At 62.1% G+C, this 19216-nt stretch carries 18 protein-coding genes, 1 tRNA gene and 1 pseudogene; 4 read left to right on the forward strand and 16 right to left on the reverse strand.

Going from position 1 to position 19216, the window contains the following annotated elements:
- Window positions 1–230: 230 nt before the first annotated feature.
- On the reverse strand, window positions 231–1739 hold the full coding sequence (locus PC358_RS12125; RefSeq protein WP_033699833.1) for a YdgA family protein: 1509 nt from the start codon (window positions 1737–1739) through the stop codon (window positions 231–233).
- Window positions 1740–2211: 472 nt separating this feature from the next.
- Between PC358_RS12125 and PC358_RS12130 the strand changes: the two genes are divergently transcribed.
- The 4 genes and pseudogenes from PC358_RS12130 to PC358_RS12140 all read left to right on the forward strand — a co-directional run bounded on the left by PC358_RS12130 (window position 2212) and on the right by PC358_RS12140 (window position 6796).
- Window positions 2212–3564, forward strand: a complete 1353-nt coding sequence (locus PC358_RS12130) for an APC family permease (RefSeq protein ID WP_033699834.1) — start codon at window positions 2212–2214, stop codon at window positions 3562–3564.
- 285 nt (window positions 3565–3849) lie between these two features.
- Window positions 3850–4839, forward strand: a pseudogene (locus PC358_RS28410) (methyl-accepting chemotaxis protein); the annotation flags it as partial.
- Between the two features lie 102 nt (window positions 4840–4941).
- The gene (locus PC358_RS28415; protein WP_420847910.1) at window positions 4942–5697 is read left to right on the forward strand and encodes a methyl-accepting chemotaxis protein; all 756 of its coding nucleotides are present in this window, start codon (window positions 4942–4944) and stop codon (window positions 5695–5697) included.
- Window positions 5698–5836: 139 nt separating this feature from the next.
- Window positions 5837–6796 carry a cation diffusion facilitator family transporter gene (locus PC358_RS12140; protein WP_033699836.1) on the forward strand — a complete coding sequence of 320 codons (960 nt, stop codon included), beginning with the start codon at window positions 5837–5839 and terminating at the stop codon, window positions 6794–6796.
- Between the two features lie 117 nt (window positions 6797–6913).
- On the opposite strand, the gene PC358_RS12145 is transcribed toward PC358_RS12140, so the two are convergent.
- From PC358_RS12145 to aspS, 15 genes are all read right to left on the reverse strand, one after another.
- Window positions 6914–6989, reverse strand: a tRNA-Lys gene (locus tag PC358_RS12145).
- A gap of 60 nt (window positions 6990–7049) precedes the next feature.
- A complete protein-coding gene (gene queC, locus PC358_RS12150) occupies window positions 7050–7724 on the reverse strand; it encodes a 7-cyano-7-deazaguanine synthase QueC (RefSeq protein ID WP_033699837.1) in 675 nt (224 codons plus the stop codon).
- 17 nt (window positions 7725–7741) lie between these two features.
- Complete coding sequence (queE, locus tag PC358_RS12155; protein WP_033700214.1) at window positions 7742–8389, reverse strand: 7-carboxy-7-deazaguanine synthase QueE; 648 nt, start codon at window positions 8387–8389, stop codon at window positions 7742–7744.
- A gap of 159 nt (window positions 8390–8548) precedes the next feature.
- Window positions 8549–9364 carry a tol-pal system protein YbgF gene (gene ybgF, locus PC358_RS12160; RefSeq protein ID WP_033699838.1) on the reverse strand — a complete coding sequence of 272 codons (816 nt, stop codon included), beginning with the start codon at window positions 9362–9364 and terminating at the stop codon, window positions 8549–8551.
- 6 nt (window positions 9365–9370) lie between these two features.
- Window positions 9371–9868 carry a peptidoglycan-associated lipoprotein Pal gene (gene pal / locus PC358_RS12165; RefSeq protein WP_008090230.1) on the reverse strand — a complete coding sequence of 166 codons (498 nt, stop codon included), beginning with the start codon at window positions 9866–9868 and terminating at the stop codon, window positions 9371–9373.
- A 54-nt stretch (window positions 9869–9922) separates the two neighbouring features.
- Complete coding sequence (gene tolB / locus PC358_RS12170) at window positions 9923–11194, reverse strand: Tol-Pal system beta propeller repeat protein TolB (protein WP_033699839.1); 1272 nt, start codon at window positions 11192–11194, stop codon at window positions 9923–9925.
- Window positions 11195–11220: 26 nt separating this feature from the next.
- The gene (gene tolA, locus PC358_RS12175) at window positions 11221–12339 is read right to left on the reverse strand and encodes a cell envelope integrity protein TolA (RefSeq protein WP_033699841.1); all 1119 of its coding nucleotides are present in this window, start codon (window positions 12337–12339) and stop codon (window positions 11221–11223) included.
- On the reverse strand, window positions 12339–12791 hold the full coding sequence (gene tolR, locus PC358_RS12180) for a protein TolR (RefSeq protein ID WP_012273765.1): 453 nt from the start codon (window positions 12789–12791) through the stop codon (window positions 12339–12341). Before tolR ends, tolA begins: the two co-directional genes overlap by 1 nt.
- Window positions 12792–12805: 14 nt before the next feature.
- Window positions 12806–13501, reverse strand: coding sequence for a protein TolQ (gene tolQ, locus PC358_RS12185; protein WP_008090219.1), 696 nt, complete (start codon window positions 13499–13501; stop codon window positions 12806–12808).
- A 2-nt stretch (window positions 13502–13503) separates the two neighbouring features.
- Window positions 13504–13956: a tol-pal system-associated acyl-CoA thioesterase gene (ybgC, locus tag PC358_RS12190; protein ID WP_033699843.1), complete on the reverse strand. Its 453-nt coding sequence runs from the start codon at window positions 13954–13956 to the stop codon at window positions 13504–13506.
- 125 nt (window positions 13957–14081) lie between these two features.
- A complete protein-coding gene (gene ruvB, locus PC358_RS12195) occupies window positions 14082–15128 on the reverse strand; it encodes a Holliday junction branch migration DNA helicase RuvB (protein WP_033699844.1) in 1047 nt (348 codons plus the stop codon).
- The gene (gene ruvA / locus PC358_RS12200; RefSeq protein ID WP_033699845.1) at window positions 15125–15742 is read right to left on the reverse strand and encodes a Holliday junction branch migration protein RuvA; all 618 of its coding nucleotides are present in this window, start codon (window positions 15740–15742) and stop codon (window positions 15125–15127) included. Before ruvA ends, ruvB begins: the two co-directional genes overlap by 4 nt.
- Window positions 15743–15851: 109 nt before the next feature.
- Window positions 15852–16376, reverse strand: coding sequence for a crossover junction endodeoxyribonuclease RuvC (ruvC, locus tag PC358_RS12205; protein ID WP_033699846.1), 525 nt, complete (start codon window positions 16374–16376; stop codon window positions 15852–15854).
- A 187-nt stretch (window positions 16377–16563) separates the two neighbouring features.
- Window positions 16564–17310: a YebC/PmpR family DNA-binding transcriptional regulator gene (locus PC358_RS12210; protein WP_033699847.1), complete on the reverse strand. Its 747-nt coding sequence runs from the start codon at window positions 17308–17310 to the stop codon at window positions 16564–16566.
- A 114-nt stretch (window positions 17311–17424) separates the two neighbouring features.
- Window positions 17425–19200: an aspartate--tRNA ligase gene (gene aspS, locus PC358_RS12215; protein WP_033699848.1), complete on the reverse strand. Its 1776-nt coding sequence runs from the start codon at window positions 19198–19200 to the stop codon at window positions 17425–17427.
- Window positions 19201–19216 lie beyond the last annotated feature (16 nt).

The raw sequence follows: 19216 nt of genomic DNA on the forward strand, positions 1-19216 counted from the left end.
GATCGCTGGACCTGCAGGCGCGTGTGCGCATCAAATCGAGTGTATCACCCGGCCCTGGCAGATCGGCTAGGGGCGCCGGACGGCGCGCAGGCCATCACGGCCCTCTGCGGGCGCGGATTATTATCGGACGCCGAAGGCTACAGACAATCGAGGCAATTCAAAAGGGTTTTATGCAGCCGGTACAGCCCTGTAACCGGGTTGCCGGCGACAGGGCTGTACCGCTCAGCCAATCAACCTTGCGGCTGCAAGGCTGCAAGACGCGAGGACATCAGCATGGCGAACGCTTCCACGGTCATTTTCTGGCCATTGAAGTCGACCATGCCATCGGCATAGTGCAGGCTGCTCACCACATCATTGCCCTGCACCGTGGCCATGCCGCTTTGCAGCGCCATCATGCCGACCATTTCACCCGCCTGGCTGGACTGCATGGCGATCGCCTGGGCATCGGTCTGCCCTTCCAGCAATGCCTGCAAGGTTGCCAGGTCGCCAATCATCGGCTTGGACAGCGACAGCTTGCTCTTCACCTCGCTGATCAGTTGTTTGCTCAACTGGTCAGGCGGCAGGTCGAAGGAGGTCGGGCTGGCGAAGTCCATGGCCAGGTTGAAGCGGCTTTCGCCATTGGCCGTCTTGAACGAGAAGTTTTCCACGGCCAGCTTGGGCTTGGACGCCAACAGCTGTTGCAGGTTGCCCTGGAACTTGGCCTTCTCGGCCTCGTCCATCTGGATCTGTGGCACCGGCTGGCCGGCTGCGGCCGCTGCCTCGAACTCCGGCAAGTGCGCCTGGTACCAGTGCGACAGCGCTTGCAGCGCCGGCGCGTTGAGCGACTTGATGCTCACGGCCAACTGAGCATTGCCGACCGCGCGGCCGTCCCAGGTGATATCCGCCAGCGTGTAAGCCACGCGCCCACCCACGGTGTCCGGGCCGTCGAGGGTTTGCACGGCATTCTGCTCGAAACCTTTAATCAACAGCACCTGCTGCTTGGGCCCCAAGGTGACCTTGGTTTCAGCCAGCGACAGGTCGACGTTGCCGACATAGATCGCATCATGCTTGGTGGCCGCCAGGTCGCCGCCGACCTTCAGGCCTTTCAGCTCGAACGTGGCAGGCGGCTGATCATCGCGGACCACCTTCATCTCGAAGCGCTCGGCACTGCCCTGGAACTGGGTCGCCTTGCCTTCGCGGTCGCCGCTGACGTGCAGCTGCATGCCCGAGAAGTCGAGGCTGTTGCCATCGGTTTCGGTGACCTTGGCCGGGGCCAGCAATACCGTGCTGTCGACGCTGCCGCCGTAACCCAGGCTGGTCTGCGCGCTGACCGGCGACTGCTCGCCCGCTGCGGCGAACCAGGGGGCGGTGAATGCGTCTTTGACCAGCGTGCTGTTGCTGACAGCCAGCACTGGCATCAGCTTCAGCGCCTTGACCCGCGACCAAGGGAACGGGCCATGCTCGACCTGGTCGGTCATGCCCACCTCGAAATTGACCGCCTCGCCGTCGCCAAGGTTGATGTCCTTGGCGGTGAGCCGGTATTGGGCGGTACTGCTGAAGAAGTGCCGCTCCAGCGAGACCAGTTCGACGGTCATGCTGCCGCCGACGCCTACCAGGGCTTTCTTCAGTTCAGCGTTGCTGCGGTTGACGGAATATTCCAGCTCCGCAGGCAGGCGCTCGCCGGTGTACCAGGCGCCAGCGGTGGTTGCGACGGCAATGGCAAGGGCCAGGCCGGAAAGGATGCCTACTGATTTCTTCATGAATAAAACCGATTGCTGTCCATAAGGGCTTGCACGCGGCCAGGTGCCACGCAGGGCCTGAAGAATATCACTGCAGCCAGAGGCACGTGGCGGCCGAAGCAGAGAAATCCCGCTTTTAGGAAGCGCCTGAAAGGCGCAGGAAGCGCTGCGGGATTGTTCAATTTTACGGACATCTAAATCGAGCAAAAGCGCACAAAATCGCGCAAAAACCGAACAAAACCTAGTTCAAATCGATAAATATTTCAGTTTCGTAACATCTTGTCATGTTTAACTTGACACCAACCTACCCATCGTTTTTTATTTTAACCACTTGCACCGCGCCCACCTCACAAAGAACAACCGGCGTCTCGCACGCGCCTCCCTCTGCTCCGAACAATAAAGGTGAACAACATGGAGCCCACCCGCTCGCACTTGCCGCATGCGCCAATCACTGTGCCCGCCGTTCACGCCCAGCCGCAGGAGCCATGCCAGCATGCAGCCTGACCAGAGCGCTACCGGCAGCGGCCAATTCCACAAATCCCTGCGCCTCTGGCACGTGGTAATCATCGGCCTGGCCTACCTGACACCGATGACCGTGTTCGACACGTTCGGGATTGTTTCCGGCATCACCGCCGGGCATGTGCCCAGCGCTTACATCCTGGCGTTGGCCGGCATTCTGTTCACCGCCGTGAGCTATGGCACTCTGGTACGACGCTTCCCGCAATCGGGGTCGGCTTACACCTACACCCAGCGCGCCATCAACCCGCACGTTGGCTTCCTGGTGGGCTGGTCATCGCTGCTGGACTACCTGCTCCTGCCTATGGTGAATGCGCTGCTGGCCAAGCTCTACCTGTCGGCCATGTTCCCCGAAGTGCCGGCGTGGGTGTGGGTGGTCGGGTTTGTCAGCCTGATCAGCCTGATCAATATGCGCAGCATCAACCTGGTGGCGCACTTCAACCTGCTGTTCGTGGCGGTGCAGGTGGCAATCATCGGCGTGTTCATCTACCTCTGCGTGCGCGGCCTGCACCATGGCGAAGGGATGGGTACCACCTGGAGCCTGCTGCCCTTCGCCGACAACCAGACCCAGCTCAGCGCCCTGGCCGCTGGCGCGACCATTCTGTGCTTCTCGTTCCTGGGCTTCGACGCAGTCACCTGCCTGTCGGAAGAAACCCGCGACCCGGGCAAGACCATCCCACGGGCGATCTTCCTCACCGCGCTGATCGGCGGGATGGTGTTCATCCTGGTGTCGTACTTCATCCAGGCCTACTTCCCGACCATGGCGCGCTTCCATGACCAGGAAGCTGCCTTGCCGGAAATCGCCCTGTACGTGGGCGGCAAGCTGTTCCAGTCGGTGTTCATCGCCTGCACCGTGATCAATACCATCGCCTCGGGCCTGGCCTCGCAGACCAGCGTGTCACGCTTGCTGTACGTGATGGGCCGCGACAACGTGATCCCGGCCAGCATCTTTGCCCGCCTGCATTCGCGCTACAAGACGCCGGTCATGAACATCGCGGTGGTGGGGTTGATTTCGCTGTCGGCCATCTTCTTCGACCTGGTCACGGCCACTTCAATCATCAACTTCGGCGCCCTGGTGGCCTTCAGCTTCGTCAACCTGTCGGTGATCAACCACTGCTACCTGCGCGAGGGCAATCGCCAGGGGCTGGCCAACAAGCTCAAGTACTTGGTGCTGCCGACCATCGGCTTCTGCATCATCGTTTCGCTGTGGCTGGACTTGAACGCGCACTCGCTGATGTTTGGCGGCATCTGGGCATTGTTCGGCTTGTGCTACCTGGCCTGGCTGACCAAGGCCTTCAGGGTTGCCCCACCGAACTGCATCGCTGAATGACCCACGCTGCCGACAACGCCCGCGCCTGATAGCGGGCGTTGCGCTTGATCGAAAAGGAAAGCCCCTATGCCGCTGCGCCGCCTCTCCATCCAGTGGAAGATCACCCTGCTTGCCGGCTTGTGCCTGCTGGCCATCGTCGCCCTGCTGGTCGCCACCTCGCTGACCCAGGCCCGGCGCAGCGCGGCACTGGTCAACCAGGCCAACACCAAAATGCTCGACCAGAGCGCGCACCTGCGCCTGCAAGCGCACGCCCAGACCCAGGCATTGCGCATCCAGCGCTATTTCATGGACGCTTATCAGTATGGCAATGGCTTGCGCCGCTTGGTGCAGGTATTGAAGGCCCGCGGCGGCAGCGACCTGCGCGGCGACCTGACCCGCGAAGCGCGTGCCAGCCTGGCCGGCAACCCGGATGTGATCGGCCTTTACCTAGTGTTCCAGCCCAATGCTCTGGACCACCAGGACAGCCAGTACATCGGCCAGGATGCCCTGGGCAGCAACGACAGCGGGCGGTTCTCGCTGTACTGGTCGCAACCGCGCCCTGGCACCCTCGAAGCAGAAGCCATGCCGGAATCGATGCTGGCCGACACCCGCACCAGCACCAGCGGCAGCCCGCAGAACCGCTGGCTGACCTGCCCGCAAGAGACGGCCCAGACCTGCATGCTCGAACCGTACCTCGACCAGGTCAATGGCCGCGAGGTGCTGATGACCAGCATCGCCCTGCCCCTGCTGGAAAACGGCAAGGTCATCGGCGTGATCGGCCTGGACATTGGCCTGGACAACCTCCAGCAGCTGAGCCTGGACGGCCGTCAGGAGCTGTTCGATGGCCAGGGCCAGGTCAGCATCGTCAGCCCGGCCGGCCTGCTGGCAGGCCACAGCCGCGACAGCTCTCAGCTCGGCAAGGCGCTGAGCACGAGCGTGGCGAGCGGCCTGCTGCGGGTTGCCCACCCCTTCGCGCCGATCCCCGATGCAGCCCCCTGGCAGGTACTGCTTGAAGTGCCACAAAGCGTCCTGCGAGCGCCAGCGGTCGCCCTCAACCAACGGCTGGACGCGAACAACCAGCGCGCCAACCTCACCAGCCTGATGATCGGCCTCGGCGCTGCCGTGCTGGGCCTGCTGCTGGTCTGGCTGACCGCACGCGGGGTAACCCGGCCGATACTTGCCGTAGCAGCGCGCCTGGAGGACATCGCCAGCGGTGAAGGGGACCTGACCCGCCGTCTGGACTACGCCCGCGAGGACGAACTGGGCCGGCTGACTGGCTGGTTCAACCGCTTCCTCGACAAACTCCAACCCGTAATTGCACAGGTCAAGGGCTCGCTGCAGGAAGCCCGCGGCACCGCCGACCAGTCCGCTGCCATCGCCAGCCAAACCAGCAACGGCATGCAGCAACAGCACCGGGAAATCGAGCAGTTGGCCACCGCCGCCAACGAAATGAGCGCTACCGCACTGGATGTCGCCCACAATGCCGCCCAGGCAGCTCAGGCGGCTCGTGGCGCCGACCAGGCGAGCCGCGAGGGCCTGCAACTGATCGCCAGTACCCGCCAGGCCATCGACCGCCTGGCCGCCGACATGACCACCGCGATGGACGAAGCACGCGCCTTGGAAAGCCGCAGCGAGCAAATTGGCTCGGTGCTGGATGTGATCCGCGCCATTGCCGAGCAGACCAACCTGCTGGCGCTCAATGCCGCCATCGAAGCCGCCCGGGCTGGCGAAGCCGGACGCGGTTTTGCCGTGGTCGCCGATGAAGTGCGCAGCCTGGCCCAACGCACCCAGGTATCGGTCGAGGAAATCCGCCAGGTCATCGAAGGCTTGCAGCAAGGCACCGAGGATGTGGTGGGCGCCATGCATGAAGGCCAACGCCAGGCCCAAGCCAGCGCAACGCGCATGGAGCAGGCACTGCCGGCCCTGCAGCGAATCGGCGAGGCGGTGGCGGTGATCAGCGACATGAACCTGCAGATCGCCTCGGCAGCGGAAGAGCAAAGTGCGGTGGCCGAGGAAGTGAACCGCAACGTGGCCGGCATCCGCGATGTGACAGAATCGCTGTCTGGCCAGGCCGAGGAGTCGGCGCGGATCAGCCAGGCACTGAACCGGCTGGCCAACCAGCAGCAAGCCTTGATGGAGCAGTTTCGCGTCTAGTCTGTACTGGCCGCTTCGCGGGGCAAGCCCGCCCCCACAGGATTATCACCAGCCTTGAGAGCGGTGCCGCACCTGTGGAGCGGGCTTGCCCCGCGAAGAGGCCGGTACAGGCAACCCACCTTTTGAAAGAGCTTTACCCATGGAAGCAGCACACAAACCCCCATTCTTCGACATCACCAGCGAACAAGGCCTGCTACGCACCTCGATCGCCGTCACCCTGTTCATCGCCACCATCGGCATCGCCTTCGGCCTGGCCTCCGGCTCGTTCTCGATCATCTTCGACGGCGTCTATTCACTGGTCGACGCCAGCATGAGCGGGCTGTCGCTGGTGGTGGTCAAGCTGATCACCTCGCACACCACCACCGCGCACATGTCACGCAAACTGCGCGAGCGCTTCACCATGGGCTTCTGGCACCTGGAGCCGATGGTGCTGGCGCTCAATGGCATCCTGCTCAGCGGCGTGGCCATCTATGCGCTGATCAACGCCGTCAGCAGCGTGCTGCAAGGCGGGCGCCACCTGGAATTCGGCATTGCCATGGTCTACGCGGTACTCACCGTGATTGCCTGCGTGACCATCGCGGTGATCGAAGCTCGGGCCAACCGCAAGCTGTGTTCGGACTTCGTGCGCATGGACGTCAAGGGCTGGGTGATGTCGGCCAGCATTACCGCCGCGTTGCTGATCGCCTTCTGCTTTGGTTATGCCGTGCAAGGCACGCAGTGGGAGTGGATGTCACCGTACATCGACCCGGCGGTACTGGCACTGGTCTGCCTGGTGATCATTCCGTTGCCGTTGTCGGTGGTACGCCAGGCATTTTCGGAGATTTTCCTGGTGACACCGGGCGACCTCAAACTGCATGTCGACGAGGTAGCCAAGGCATTCGTCGCGCGCCACGGCCTGCAGTCGTACCGCGCTTATGTGGCCAAGGTGGGGCGCTCGCGGGAGATCGAGCTGTACTTCATCGTGCCGACCGGCATGGGCGCGAAAACCATCGATGAGTGGGATGCACTGCGCAACGAGATCGGTGATGCCGTGGGCGGCGAAGGGCCGGACCGCTGGCTGACCGTGGTGTTTACCGGCGACCCGGAGTGGGCCGAGTAACGGGGCCGCTTTGCAGCCCATCGCCGGCTCGCCGGCGATGGGCCAAGGCAAGCAACACGAGCCAGAAACGACAAAGCCCGCGACCGTTGCCGGTAGCGGGCTTTGACTTACTGCGTATGGTGGGTCGTGTAGGATTCGAACCTACGACCAATTGGTTAAAAGCCAACTGCTCTACCAACTGAGCTAACGACCCGTTGGATGGCGCGTATAATACTGATTTCTAACGGGAAATCAACACCCTACGGCAAAAAAATCAAAAATAACGCGTCGGGTCGCTCACACCGGCAGCTTTGAAGCCATCGGCACGCAGGCGGCAGCTGTCGCACTTGCCGCAGGCACGGCCCTGCTCATCGGCCTGGTAGCAGGACACCGTCAAGCTGTAGTCCACACCGCGGGCGATGCCCTCCTGAACGATCTGTGCCTTGCTCAGGTTCTGCAACGGCGCCTGGATACGGAAGCCCTGCCCTTCGACGCCCGCCTTGGTCGCCAGGTTGGCCATGCGCTCGAAGGCTTCAACGAATTCGGGGCGGCAGTCCGGGTAACCGGAGTAGTCCACGGCATTGACGCCAATGAAGATGTCACGCGCTTCGAGCACTTCCGCCCAACCCAGGGCCAGGGACAGAAACACAGTGTTGCGCGCTGGCACGTAGGTGACTGGAATCCCCTCACCGGGGGTTTCCGGTACATCGATGCTGCTGTCGGTCAGGGCCGAGCCACCGATACCGTCCAGGCTCAGGCCGATGACCTTGTGCTCGACCACCCCGAGGTCGCGAGCCACGCGGGCAGCGGCATCGAGTTCTGCACGATGACGCTGGCCGTAGTCGAAACTCATGGTGTAACAGCTGTAGCCCTCGGCCTTGGCCATGGCAACAACGGTGGCCGAGTCGAGGCCGCCAGACAGCAGGATTACCGCGCGTTTTTCAGTCATGTACTGCTACTCCTCAATCAACGTCCGGGTTCGTCGTTCCACAGCAGCTTGTGCAGCTGCAGCTGGAAGCGTACGGGCAGGTTGTCGGCAATGATCCAGTCGGCCAGGTCACTCGCGCGCACCTGGTGATGGCTAGGCGAGAACAATACCTCGCCGGCACGCTCGGCAAGGTTGTACTGGATCAGCTTGGACACCGCCCAGTCATAGTCCTCGCGCGAGCAGATCACGAACTTGACCTGGTCGTTGCGGGTCAAGTGCTCGATGTTCTCATAGCGATTACGGTGCGACTCCTCGGAGCCTGGCGTCTTCAGGTCGACCACACGGCTGACGCGGGTGTCGGTACCCGAAATATCCAGCGCGCCGCTGGTCTCCAGCGAAACCTCGTAGCCGGCATCGCACAGTTGCTGAAGCAACGGCAAGGCATTGGGCTGGGCCAACGGCTCGCCGCCCGTTACGCAGACGTAACGCGGCTTGAAACCGGCCACCTGTTCCATGATCGAATCGAGTGTGCGCAGGGTGCCGCCGCTGAACGCGTAGGCACTGTCGCAGTACTGACAGCGCAGGGGGCAACCGGTCAGGCGCACGAAAACCGTGGGCAGCCCAGCCGTTCGTGTTTCACCCTGCAAAGAGTAAAAAACTTCGGTGATGCGTAGTGTGTCTTGCATGATCGCCACGGGCGTGACAGCTAAACAGGCTGTCCGCCTCCGTCAGGCACTGTCGCGGACTCGACATGGCGTTATCCGCTGCAGCGTGTTTAAGAAAAAGGGCAGTGATTCTAACGAAAAAACCCGCGACTGGCGCGGGTTTCTTGCGAAGGGTGCTGCTTAGAGCTTTTGCAGGTCACGCTGCGCCAGTTGCGCGGCGGATGTGCCAGGGTACTGGGTAATGACCTGTTGCAGAATGCCTTTGACCTTGTCGGTGTGGCCCATGCGGCGCTCGACGTCGGCCAGCTTGTACAGCGAATCAGGCACCTTGCTGTGCTTGGGGTACTTCTGGCTCACCTGCGCGAACGCCTGGCTGGCACCTGGCAGGTCACCCTTGGCCAGGTTCACCTCACCCAGCCAATACTGGGCATTGCCGGCGTACTGGCTGTTGGGGTACTTGCGCAGGAAGGCGTTGAACGCCTGGCTGGCCTTGTCGAAGTCCTTCTGCTTGATCAGGTCGAAAGCAGCATCGTAATAGAGCTTCTCTTTCGCCGGATCACCGGGCTCGCCACTGGCGGCCGGTTGTTGCGCAGCGGCGCCAGCGGCACCTGCTGCTGCACCGGCGGCGGCATTGGATGCGCCCCCGGTAGAGGAATTGTCAGGGGTCGCGGCAGGCGCGGCACCACTGTTGATGCGACGGTCCAGGTCCTGGTATCGCTCCAGGTTTTCCTGCTTCATGCGCGACACATCGTTTTGCAGCTCTTCGATGATGCCTTGCTGGCGGGAAAGCTGGTCCTGCATCTGTTGCAGCTGCATGAACAGCTGGCCCTGTGCCGAGGCAGGGGTTGAAGCCCCTGCCCCGGCATAGGCGCCGCTCGTGCCATAACCCGCAGGCGGATAACTGCCTGCGTTGTCATCTACTACAGGGACCTCAGCCCAGGCCGCGAGCGGCAGGCTGAGTGCGAGGACGGTTACTACACGGCGGCACATTCGCATGGGAACTTACTTACGCAGTTCTACGCGACGGTTCTGAGCCCAGGATTGCTCGTCGTTGCCGGTAGCAACAGGACGCTCTTCACCGTAGGAGACCAGTTCCAGCTGAGCAGGGGAAACGCCCTGCAGAACCAGGTAACGCTGAACGGCCTTGGCACGACGCTCACCCAGAGCCATGTTGTACTCGCGGGTGCCGCGCTCGTCGGTGTTGCCTTCCAGAACAACGCGGTTGCCGTTGGACTTCAGGTCCTTGGCGTGAACGTCCAGAGCGCGCATGGCTTCTGGCTTCAGGTCCGAGCTGTCGTATTCGAAGTAGAAGGTGGTGATTGCGCGCAGGGCGGCTTCTTCGCTCAGGGAGCCGTCGACAGCGCCAGTGTTGGCACCGTAGCCAGCGTTCGGGTCAACAGCGCCTTCACCAGCGTTGTCACCGCCTTTCGAGGAGCAACCTACAGCTACAGCCATGGCCAGAGCCAGCGCAGCGAATTTACCAAACTTCAGCATTTCCATCGTGAAACTCCTAATGAAACCCCAGTGTGTTAAGCAAAACGTATTACGCCGCAATCAGTTCAGGTAAGGGGACCAGGACGGTTCTCTGACTTCGCCTTGAGCGGTAGGAAGTGGGAGCCTCACGCGGCCATTAAGCGACACGAGCATCAAGACTCCCCGGCCCTGCTGGCGGGTGGCGTAGATTAGCATGGTGCCGTTTGGCGCAACAGTGGGAGACTCATCAAGACTTGTTTCTGAGAGAATCTTTACACTTCCGCGCTGCAAGTCCTGTGCCGCCACTTTGAAGTTGGTGAAGCCCTGCTGACGGTGGATCATCACCAGCGTCTTTTCGTCCGCCGAAAGTTTCGGGTTGGCGTTGTAGTTACCAACGAAAGTTACGCGCTCGGCGCTACCACCACTGACCGACTGTTTGTAGATCTGCGGCTTGCCGCCACGGTCGGAGGTGAAGTACAGGGTGTTGCCATCCTTGCCCCAGAACGGCTCGGTATTGATACCGGGGCCGGCAGTGACACGGCTGATCTGACGCGAAGCCACGTTCATCACGTAGATGTCCGGGTTGCCATCTTTCGACAGCACGAACGCCAGGCGCGAACCGTCAGGCGACCAGGCCGGTGCACCGTTGAGGCCTTCGAAGTTGGTGACCTGCTCACGGCGGCCGGTGTCGATGTGCTGCACGAAGATGCGCGGGCGCTTCTGCTCGAACGACACATAGGCAATACGCTTGCCATCCGGTGCAAAGCGTGGCGACAGGATCGGCTCACGCGATTGCAGCAGGGTCACTGCCCGGGCACCGTCGTAGTCCGAGCGCTGCAGGGTGTAACGGGTGTTGTTGGTGGAGAAACGCTCGGCCGTCACGTACAGCATGCGGGTAGAGAACGCACCCTTGATGCCGGTGAGCTTTTCGAACGACTGGTCGGCGATGTAGTGCGACATGTCACGCAGTTGGTCGACGCTGCCCGCCACGCTGCCGGTCAGCACTTGCTGCTCGGTGGCGACGTTGAACAGGGCGTACTGCACCTGCAGGCGGCCGCCGGACGGCACGATGCTGCCGACCATCACGTACTGCGCACCCAACGCCTTCCAGTCGCGGAAGATGACTTCGCTGGCCTGGGAAGGCTGGCTGATCATGTTCTGCCGCGGGATCGGCGAGTAGTAGCCGGAGTTGCGCAGGTCGTTGCCAATGATGTCAGCCATGTCTTCGGGCAGCACGCTGCCGCCCTGCAGACCGAACGGCACTACCGCGATGGGCGTGGCCCGGTCGCTGCCGCTGGTGACCAGGATGTTCTTTTCCTCTGCTACGGCCATGCCTGCCACGCAGCACAGCATGACCAGCAGTCCTCGAAGGAGTTTAATCACAACGCTAGATCCTCAGGAGTAAATGTCATCTTGAACGAACGATACCTGTTGAAATCGCTCGGCTTCATACCCTGCATTTCGGTCAGACGACCGATGTTCTTCATCGCTGCCACCGCCGAACTGTCAAACGGGCCGTCGCCACTGGAGCGCAACACGCTGACGTTGGTGATGGTGCCATCTGGCAGCATGTTGATCTGCAGGACTACCGTCATGCCCTTGCGCGCGGAAGGCGGACGTGCCCAGCCCTCGGCTGCGCGCATGCGGATCAGGTCGTCGAAATCGCCGGCCACCTGGTCACCTTGCTCGTCAGCCAGCGCCTGCTGCCGCTCGGTGGTATCGGACAACAGCTCGGCCAGGGCCTGGGCTTTCTTGTCTTCTGCCGACTTGCGGGCCGCTTCCTGTGCCTTTTTCTTCTGGGCGTCTGCCGCGGCCTTTTTCTTGGCCTCTTCAGCTGCCTTCTTCTTCGCGTCCTCGGCCGCCGCTTTCTTCTTGGCGTCCTCGGCTGCTTTCTTCTTGGCCTCTTCGGCTGCCTTTTTCTTGGCATCCTCGGTGGCTTGTTTTTTCGCTTCCTCGGCGGCCTCTTTCTTGGCGTCCTCGGCGGCTTTCTTCTTGGCCTCTTCCTCAGCCTTCTTCTTGGCGATGTCGGCCTGCTGTTTCTCGGCGGCTTTCTTCGCCTCATCGGCCTTCTTGGCTTCGGCGGCTTTCTTGGCCTCGGTGGCCTCTTTCGCCTCGGCGGCCTTGGCGGCGTCCTCGGCCTTCTTGGCTTCGGCGGCCTCGCGAGCCTCCTCGGCCTTTTGAGCGGCGTCGGCTTTCTTTTGTTCCGCGGCCTTCACGGCCTCTTGCTCGACCTTCTTCTGCTCCAGCTGCTCGACTTCGGTCTGGCGCGAGGCGGTTTTCTTCGCTTCCCCGGCAATCTTCTGATTGGTCTGGGTAGTCGCCTGGCTCTTGGACTTGAGCTGATACAGAGTAGCCTGGACGATCGGCTTGGAAGGCGGCAGTTCAGGCGTCATGGCAAAACTGACGAACAGCATAGCGAACACCAGCACATGCAGGCCGATGGCCCAGACACTGGGCCAGAAGTAGCTTTCCGAGGCGGATGGCTCTCGCTGTTGCATCAGGGCGCCTCGGTAATCAGGCCAACGTTACCGACACCGGCCTTCTGCAACCCGCCCATGGCACCCATGACCGCGCCGTAGTCGACAGCCTTGTCGCCACGAATGAAGACCTGGGTCTGCTTGCCCTGGTCACGACCGGCAGCAATGATCTTGGTCACTGCGTTGGTCATGTCGGGCAAGGTCATGGCCTTGTCCATCTGTTTATCGGTATCGACTTCGCTGCCGAGGTTCCAGTAGTAGGTCTTGTCGGCCTTGATGGAGATGGTGAGAATCTGGACGTTGTTGTCTTGCGGCAAGGCTTCACTGGAAACCTTGGGCAGGTCGACCTTCACGCCCTGGTTGAGCATGGGGGCCGTCACCATGAAGATGACCAGCAGCACCAGCATCACGTCGATGTAGGGCACCACGTTCATCTCGGCGACCGGCTTGCGTTTGTGGCGAACTCGGGCCATGGGCTTCTACCTGATTACTCTTCGCTGGTGTGCACTTTGCGGTGCAGGATCGCCTGGAACTCGTCGGCGAAGGTGTAGTAACGGCCGATCAGCACTTCGCTGCGTGCGGCGAAACGGTTGTAGGCGATAACCGCAGGGATTGCCGCGAACAGGCCGATTGCGGTGGCGATCAGGGCTTCGGCGATACCTGGGGCAACCGTGGCCAAAGTGGCCTGCTGGGCGCTGGCCAGGCCGCGGAAGGAGTTCATGATGCCCCACACGGTACCGAACAAGCCGATGTACGGGCTGGTCGAACCAACAGTGGCGAGGAACGGCAGGCTCTGCTCGAGCTTTTCTTCCTCACGCGAGATGGCCACGCGCATGGCCCGGCCAACGCCCTCCATGACCGCGTCCGGGTCTACGCCAGGCTGCTGGCGCAGGCGCGAAAACTCCTTGAAACCTGCGCGGAAGACTTGCTCCACGCCCGAGTCCGGGTCCGGGTTACTGCCTGCCTGACGGTACAGCTTGGACAGGTCGATACCCGACCAGAAGCGCTCCTCGAAGGCATCCAGCGCACGACGACCGGCGCGCAGCATGGTGCTGCGCTGAAAGATCATGATCCATGAGGTGACCGAGGCGGCCACCAGGATCAGCATTACCAGCTGTACCACCACGCTGGCATTGCTGACCAGACTCCACATGGAGGTATGGTCGACGACGTTAGCTTCCACGCTTATTCTCCTGCATTCGATTGAGTACCCGAGCCGTCCGCCATAAAGGCGTCGCGCAGCTTGGGGGGTATGGCTCGGGGTTTGAAAGTGTCGGCGCGCACGGCGGCCACCAGGAACTGCCCCTCGCAGAGCAGCGTTTCATCCTTTTCCCGCCAGACCTGCTGCACGAAGCGCAGGCTGGCACGATTGAGTTCAAGTACTTGCGCGGTGACCCGTAGCTCATCGTCCAGCCGCGCCGGCGCGTGATAGCGCGCCTCGCTGGAATGGACCACGAACAACAGGTTTTCACCGGCCAGCTGCGACTGGGAAAAGCCCAGGTGCCGCAACCGCTCGGTACGCGCGCGCTCCATGAATTTCAGGTAGTTGACGTAATACACCACGCCGCCCGCATCGGTGTCTTCGTAATAGACGCGACAACGGTGGGCGAACGGTTCGAGCTGATTTTGCGCGCGCATACTCTAGTGCTTACTCCTCAGCTTGCCAATCCGCTGCGGCAACTGTTTTTTCTTCATTAATGTCTTATTGCCAGCGCGCCTGTGGCATGCCAGCGGTAGGACCACAAAAAGCCGGTTTTGATCTGTCATTCATCGCCTGGCTCGGAAAAATCACTACCCTCCCCCAGGCGCCCGGGAACATTCAGGCCAAAGTGCAGGTAGGCATGCCGGGTGACCACACGGCCGCGCGGCGTGCGCATGATGTAACCCTGCTGGATCAGGTAGGGCTCGAGCACGTCCTCGATGGTGTGACGCTCTTCGCTGATGGCTGCCGCAAGGTTGTCTACCCCCACCGGGCCACCGTCGAATTTCTCGATCATGGTCAACAGCAGGCGGCGGTCGGAGTGGTCGAAACCACGCTCGTCGACGTCAAGCAGGTTCAGCGCAAGGTCTGCCACGGCCTTGGTGATCTGGCCCTTGCCGCGCACCTCGGCGTAGTCGCGCACACGGCGCAGCAAGCGGTTGGCGATACGTGGCGTGCCACGGGCACGCCGGGCGATCTCGAAGGCGCCCTGGTCTTCGATGACCAGGCCCAGGATACCGGCGGAACGGCTGACAATGGTCGCCAGGTCCTTGTCGCTGTAGAACTCCAGGCGCTGAACAATGCCGAAACGGTCCCGCAAGGGGTTGGTCAGCATGCCGGCACGGGTGGTGGCCCCCACCAGGGTGAAGGGCGGCAGGTCGAGCTTGATCGAACGTGCGGCGGGCCCCTCGCCGATCATGATGTCGAGCTGGAAGTCTTCCATTGCCGGGTAGAGCACCTCTTCGACGACCGGTGAAAGCCGGTGAATTTCGTCGATGAACAGCACGTCATGGGGCTCAAGGTTGGTCAGCATCGCCGCCAGGTCGCCCGGGCGCTCGAGAATTGGCCCCGAGGTACTCTTGACCGACACGCCCATTTCCTGGGCGATGATGTTGGCCAGGGTGGTCTTGCCCAGCCCTGGCGGGCCGAAGATCAAGGTATGGTCAAGCGACTCGCTGCGGCCACGCGCGGCCTGGATGAACAGCGCCATCTGCTCGCGCACCACGGGCTGCCCGATGTAGTCATCCAGGCGCAAGGGGCGGATCGCGCGGTCCTGGACCTCTTCGCGGTCACGCCCACTGGCGGCGATCAGACGGTCGGCTTCGATCACTTGGTAATCATCCCTTTGAGGCTGCGGCGGATCAGCTCTTCACTGCTCAGGCCGGCCTTGTCCTTGATGGCGGACACTGCCTTGCTGGCTTCCTGGGGTTTGTAGCCCAGGGAAACCAATGCACTGACCGCATCGGCCTCGGCCGAGGAGTCGCCGCTGGCCGGTACCGGCCCGTCGGACACCAGGGTGAACATGGCCGGCGAGGTCTCCCAGGCCTTGAAGCGGTCCTTGAGTTCGACCAGCAGGCGTTCGGCGGTCTTCTTGCCAACACCCGGCACGCGCACCAGGGCCGAGGTGTCCTGGGCCTGCACGCAGCGCACCAACTCGTCGGCTTCCAGGCCCGACATCAATGCCAGCGCCAGCTTCGGCCCGACGCCATTGAGGCGAATGAGTTCGCGGAACAGTTCGCGCTCGCGCTTTTCGTGGAAGCCATAGAGCAAGTGGGCGTCTTCACGTACCACCAGGTGGGTGTGCACGGTCACCGTTTCGCCAACCTTGGGCAGGCGATACAGGGTGGTCATGGGCACTTCCAGCTCGTAGCCCACGCCATTGACGTCGATAATCAGGTGCGGCGGTTGTTTTTCCGCCAGGGTGCCGCGCAAACGTCCAATCACGTTCCGATCCTTCCTCTCGGGGAGCCGGTCAAAGACCGCTCAACCCTATCAGCAAATGCGCCGGGTGAGCTTGCCACCCGAACAAAATGTGTATCAGCGCATGAAGCGCTTACAGACGCAAGCGCCCACCGCGTCGGCGTGCCGTGGCCAAGCCATGTGGCACCAGGCTGGAGCGGGTATGGGCATGGCACAGGGCGATGGCGAGGGCGTCGGAGGCGTCGATCTGCGGCTTTTGCGTCAGCTTGAGCAGGTGCATGACCATCATCATCACTTGCTCCTTGTTGGCACCGCCCGTGCCCGCGACGGCCTGCTTGACCTGGGTGGCGCTGTATTCGGCGATTTCCAGCCCCGCCTCGGCCGCCGCCACGATCGCCGCACCGCGGGCCTGGCCGAGCTTGAGCGCCGAGTCGGGGTTGCGGGCCATGAACACCCGTTCGATGCCCATGGTTACCGGTTCGTGCAGCCTGATGACCTCGCCGACACCGCGAAAGACGATCTGCAGACGTTCATGCAACTCGCCACTGCCCGTGCGGATACAACCCGACGCCACATACTCGCAACCACGGGCCGTTTGGCGAACCACGCCGTAACCGGTGATCCGCGAGCCGGGGTCGATACCAAGAATCAGAGTCATAACGCCTGTCGTATTTAGGGATGCATTTTTGCAAACTGCACCGGCCCTTTCGCGGGGCAAGCCCGCCCCCACAGGTACCCCGCTGGCCTTAAGGATGGCAGGGACCTGTGGGAGCGGGCTCGCCCCGCGAAAGGGCCGGTACAGACGCTGAAAAACTCACATGCCGGGCTTGATCCGCCAGCACACCTTAGCCGAGTTTTTCCATGATCTCGTCAGAAATCTGCGCATTGGAATAGACGTTCTGCACGTCGTCCAGGTCCTCGAGCATGTCGATCAGCTTGAGCACCTTTTCTGCGCCTTCCAGGTCGAGATCGGCGCTGGTGGTCGGCTGCATGACGATTTCGGCGTCATTGGCATTGAAGCCGGCCTCTTCCAGGGCATTACGCACAGCGTAGAAGCTGTTGAAGGAAGTGAAGACGTCGAACGAGCCATCGTCATTGCTCACCACGTCGTCGGCATCGGCCTCCATCGCGGCTTCCATCAAGGCGTCTTCATCCACGCCCGGCGCGAAGCTGATCTGGCCCTTGCGCTCGAACAGGTAGGCCACCGAGCCATCGGTACCGAGGTTGCCACCACACTTGGTGAAGGCATGACGCACGGCCGCGGCAGTACGGTTGCGGTTGTCGGTCATGGCCTCGACCATGATCGCCACGCCACCTGGGCCGTAACCCTCGTAGCTGAGCTCTTCGACGTTGTCGCTTTCGTTGGTGCCAGCACCACGGGCAACAGCGCGGTCGATGATATCGCGGCTCATGTTGGCGCCAAGGGCCTTGTCCAGCGCCAGACGCAGGCGCGGGTTGGACGCCGGGTCACCGCCGCCCTGCTTGGCTGCAACGGTCAGCTCACGGATCCACTTGGTAAAGACCTTGCCTCTCTTGGCATCCTGGCGCTCTTTGCGGTGCTTGATGTTCGCCCACTTGGAATGACCAGCCATAACGACTCCAAATTCTTTGAAACACAAACAATTGCGCCCCTGACGGGGCGCAACGACAAAAAAACCTGCGCCGTAACGCAAAGGCGCATCCATGTGGATGCGCCTGGGGCCCGCTTACTCGACCTTGGTCTGTTCGCGCAGGCGGATATGCAGCTCGCGCAAGGCCTTGGCGTCGACCATGCCTGGAGCCTGGGTCATGACGCAGGCAGCGCTCTGGGTTTTCGGGAAGGCGATCACTTCACGGATCGACTGGGCGCCGGTCATCAGCATGACCAGGCGATCCAGGCCGAAGGCCAGGCCACCGTGAGGCGGGGCGCCGAACTTCAGGGCGTCGAGCAGGAAACCGAACTTCTCTTCCTGTTCTGCCGCTTCGATACCCAGCAGACGGAACACCGCCTGTTGCATCTCTTTGCGGTGGATACGGATCGAGCCGCCACCCAGTTCGGTGCCGTTCAGAACCATGTCGTAAGCACGCGACAGCGCGGTGGCCGGGTTGGCCTCCAGCTCTTGCGGGGAGCACTTCGGTGCAGTGAACGGGTGGTGCAGCGCAGTGAAGCTGCCGTCGTCGTTCTCTTCGAACATCGGGAAGTCGACAACCCACATCGGCGCCCATTCGCAGGTGTGCAGGTTGAAGTCGTTACCCACCTTGATCCGCAGCGCGCCCAGGGCTTCGCTGACGATCTTGGCCTTGTCGGCGCCGAAGAACACGATGTCGCCGTCGACTGCGCCCACGCGATCAAGGATCACGTTGAGGTTGGCCTCAGGGATGTTCTTGACGATCGGCGACTGCAGGCCTTCGACGCCTTTGGCGCGCTCGTTGACCTTGATGTACGCCAGGCCCTTGGCACCGTAGATGCCGACGAACTTGGTGTACTCGTCGATCTTGCTGCGCGGCATGCTGGCGCCGCCTGGCAGACGCAGGGCGGTAACGCGGCACTTAGGATCGTTGGCCGGGCCTGCGAAGACCTTGAACTCGACGTCCTTGAGCTGATCGGCAACGTCGACCAGTTCCAGCGGGTTACGCAGGTCTGGCTTGTCGGAACCGTAACGGCGCATGGCTTCTTCGAAGGTCATGTGCGGGAATTCACCGAACTCCAGGTCCAGGACTTCCTTGAACAGCTTGCGGATCATGCTCTCGGTGAGGCCCATGATCTCGGCTTCATCGAGGAAGCTGGTCTCGATGTCGATCTGGGTGAATTCCGGCTGGCGGTCAGCACGCAGGTCTTCGTCACGGAAGCATTTGGCGATCTGGTAGTAACGGTCGAAACCGGCAACCATCAGCAACTGTTTGAACAGCTGGGGCGACTGCGGCAGGGCAAAGAAGCTGCCAGCGTGGGTGCGGCTCGGCACCAGGTAGTCACGCGCGCCTTCTGGGGTGGCGCGGGTGAGGATCGGCGTCTCGACGTCAAGGAAGCCGTTCTCGTCGAGGAAGCGACGGATGCTGCTGGTGATGCGCGAACGCAGACGCAGCTTGTCGGCCATTTCCGGACGACGCAGGTCGATGAAGCGGTAGCGCAGGCGGGTTTCCTCGCCGACGTCGGAGTATTCGTTGAGCGGGAACGGCGGCGTTTCGGCCTCGTTGAGCACCTGCAGTTCGTAGCCCAGCACTTCGATGCCACCGGAGGCCATGTTCGGGTTGACCGCGCCTTCCGGACGGCGGCGTACCTTGCCGGTGATCTGCACGACGTACTCGCTGCGCACACGGTCGGCGGCAGCGAAGGTTTCGGCGCGATCAGGGTCGAATACGACCTGGGCCATGCCCTCGCGGTCACGGATGTCGAGGAAGATCACCCCGCCGTGGTCGCGGCGACGATGGACCCAGCCGCAAAGGGTGACTTCCTGGCCGTCCAGGCTCTCGTTCAGTTGGCCGCAATAATGGCTGCGCATCATGATGGTGGTTTCGCTT

The organism is Pseudomonas capeferrum, assembly GCF_000731675.1.
GTDB classification, from domain to species: Bacteria; Pseudomonadota; Gammaproteobacteria; order Pseudomonadales; family Pseudomonadaceae; genus Aquipseudomonas; species Aquipseudomonas capeferrum.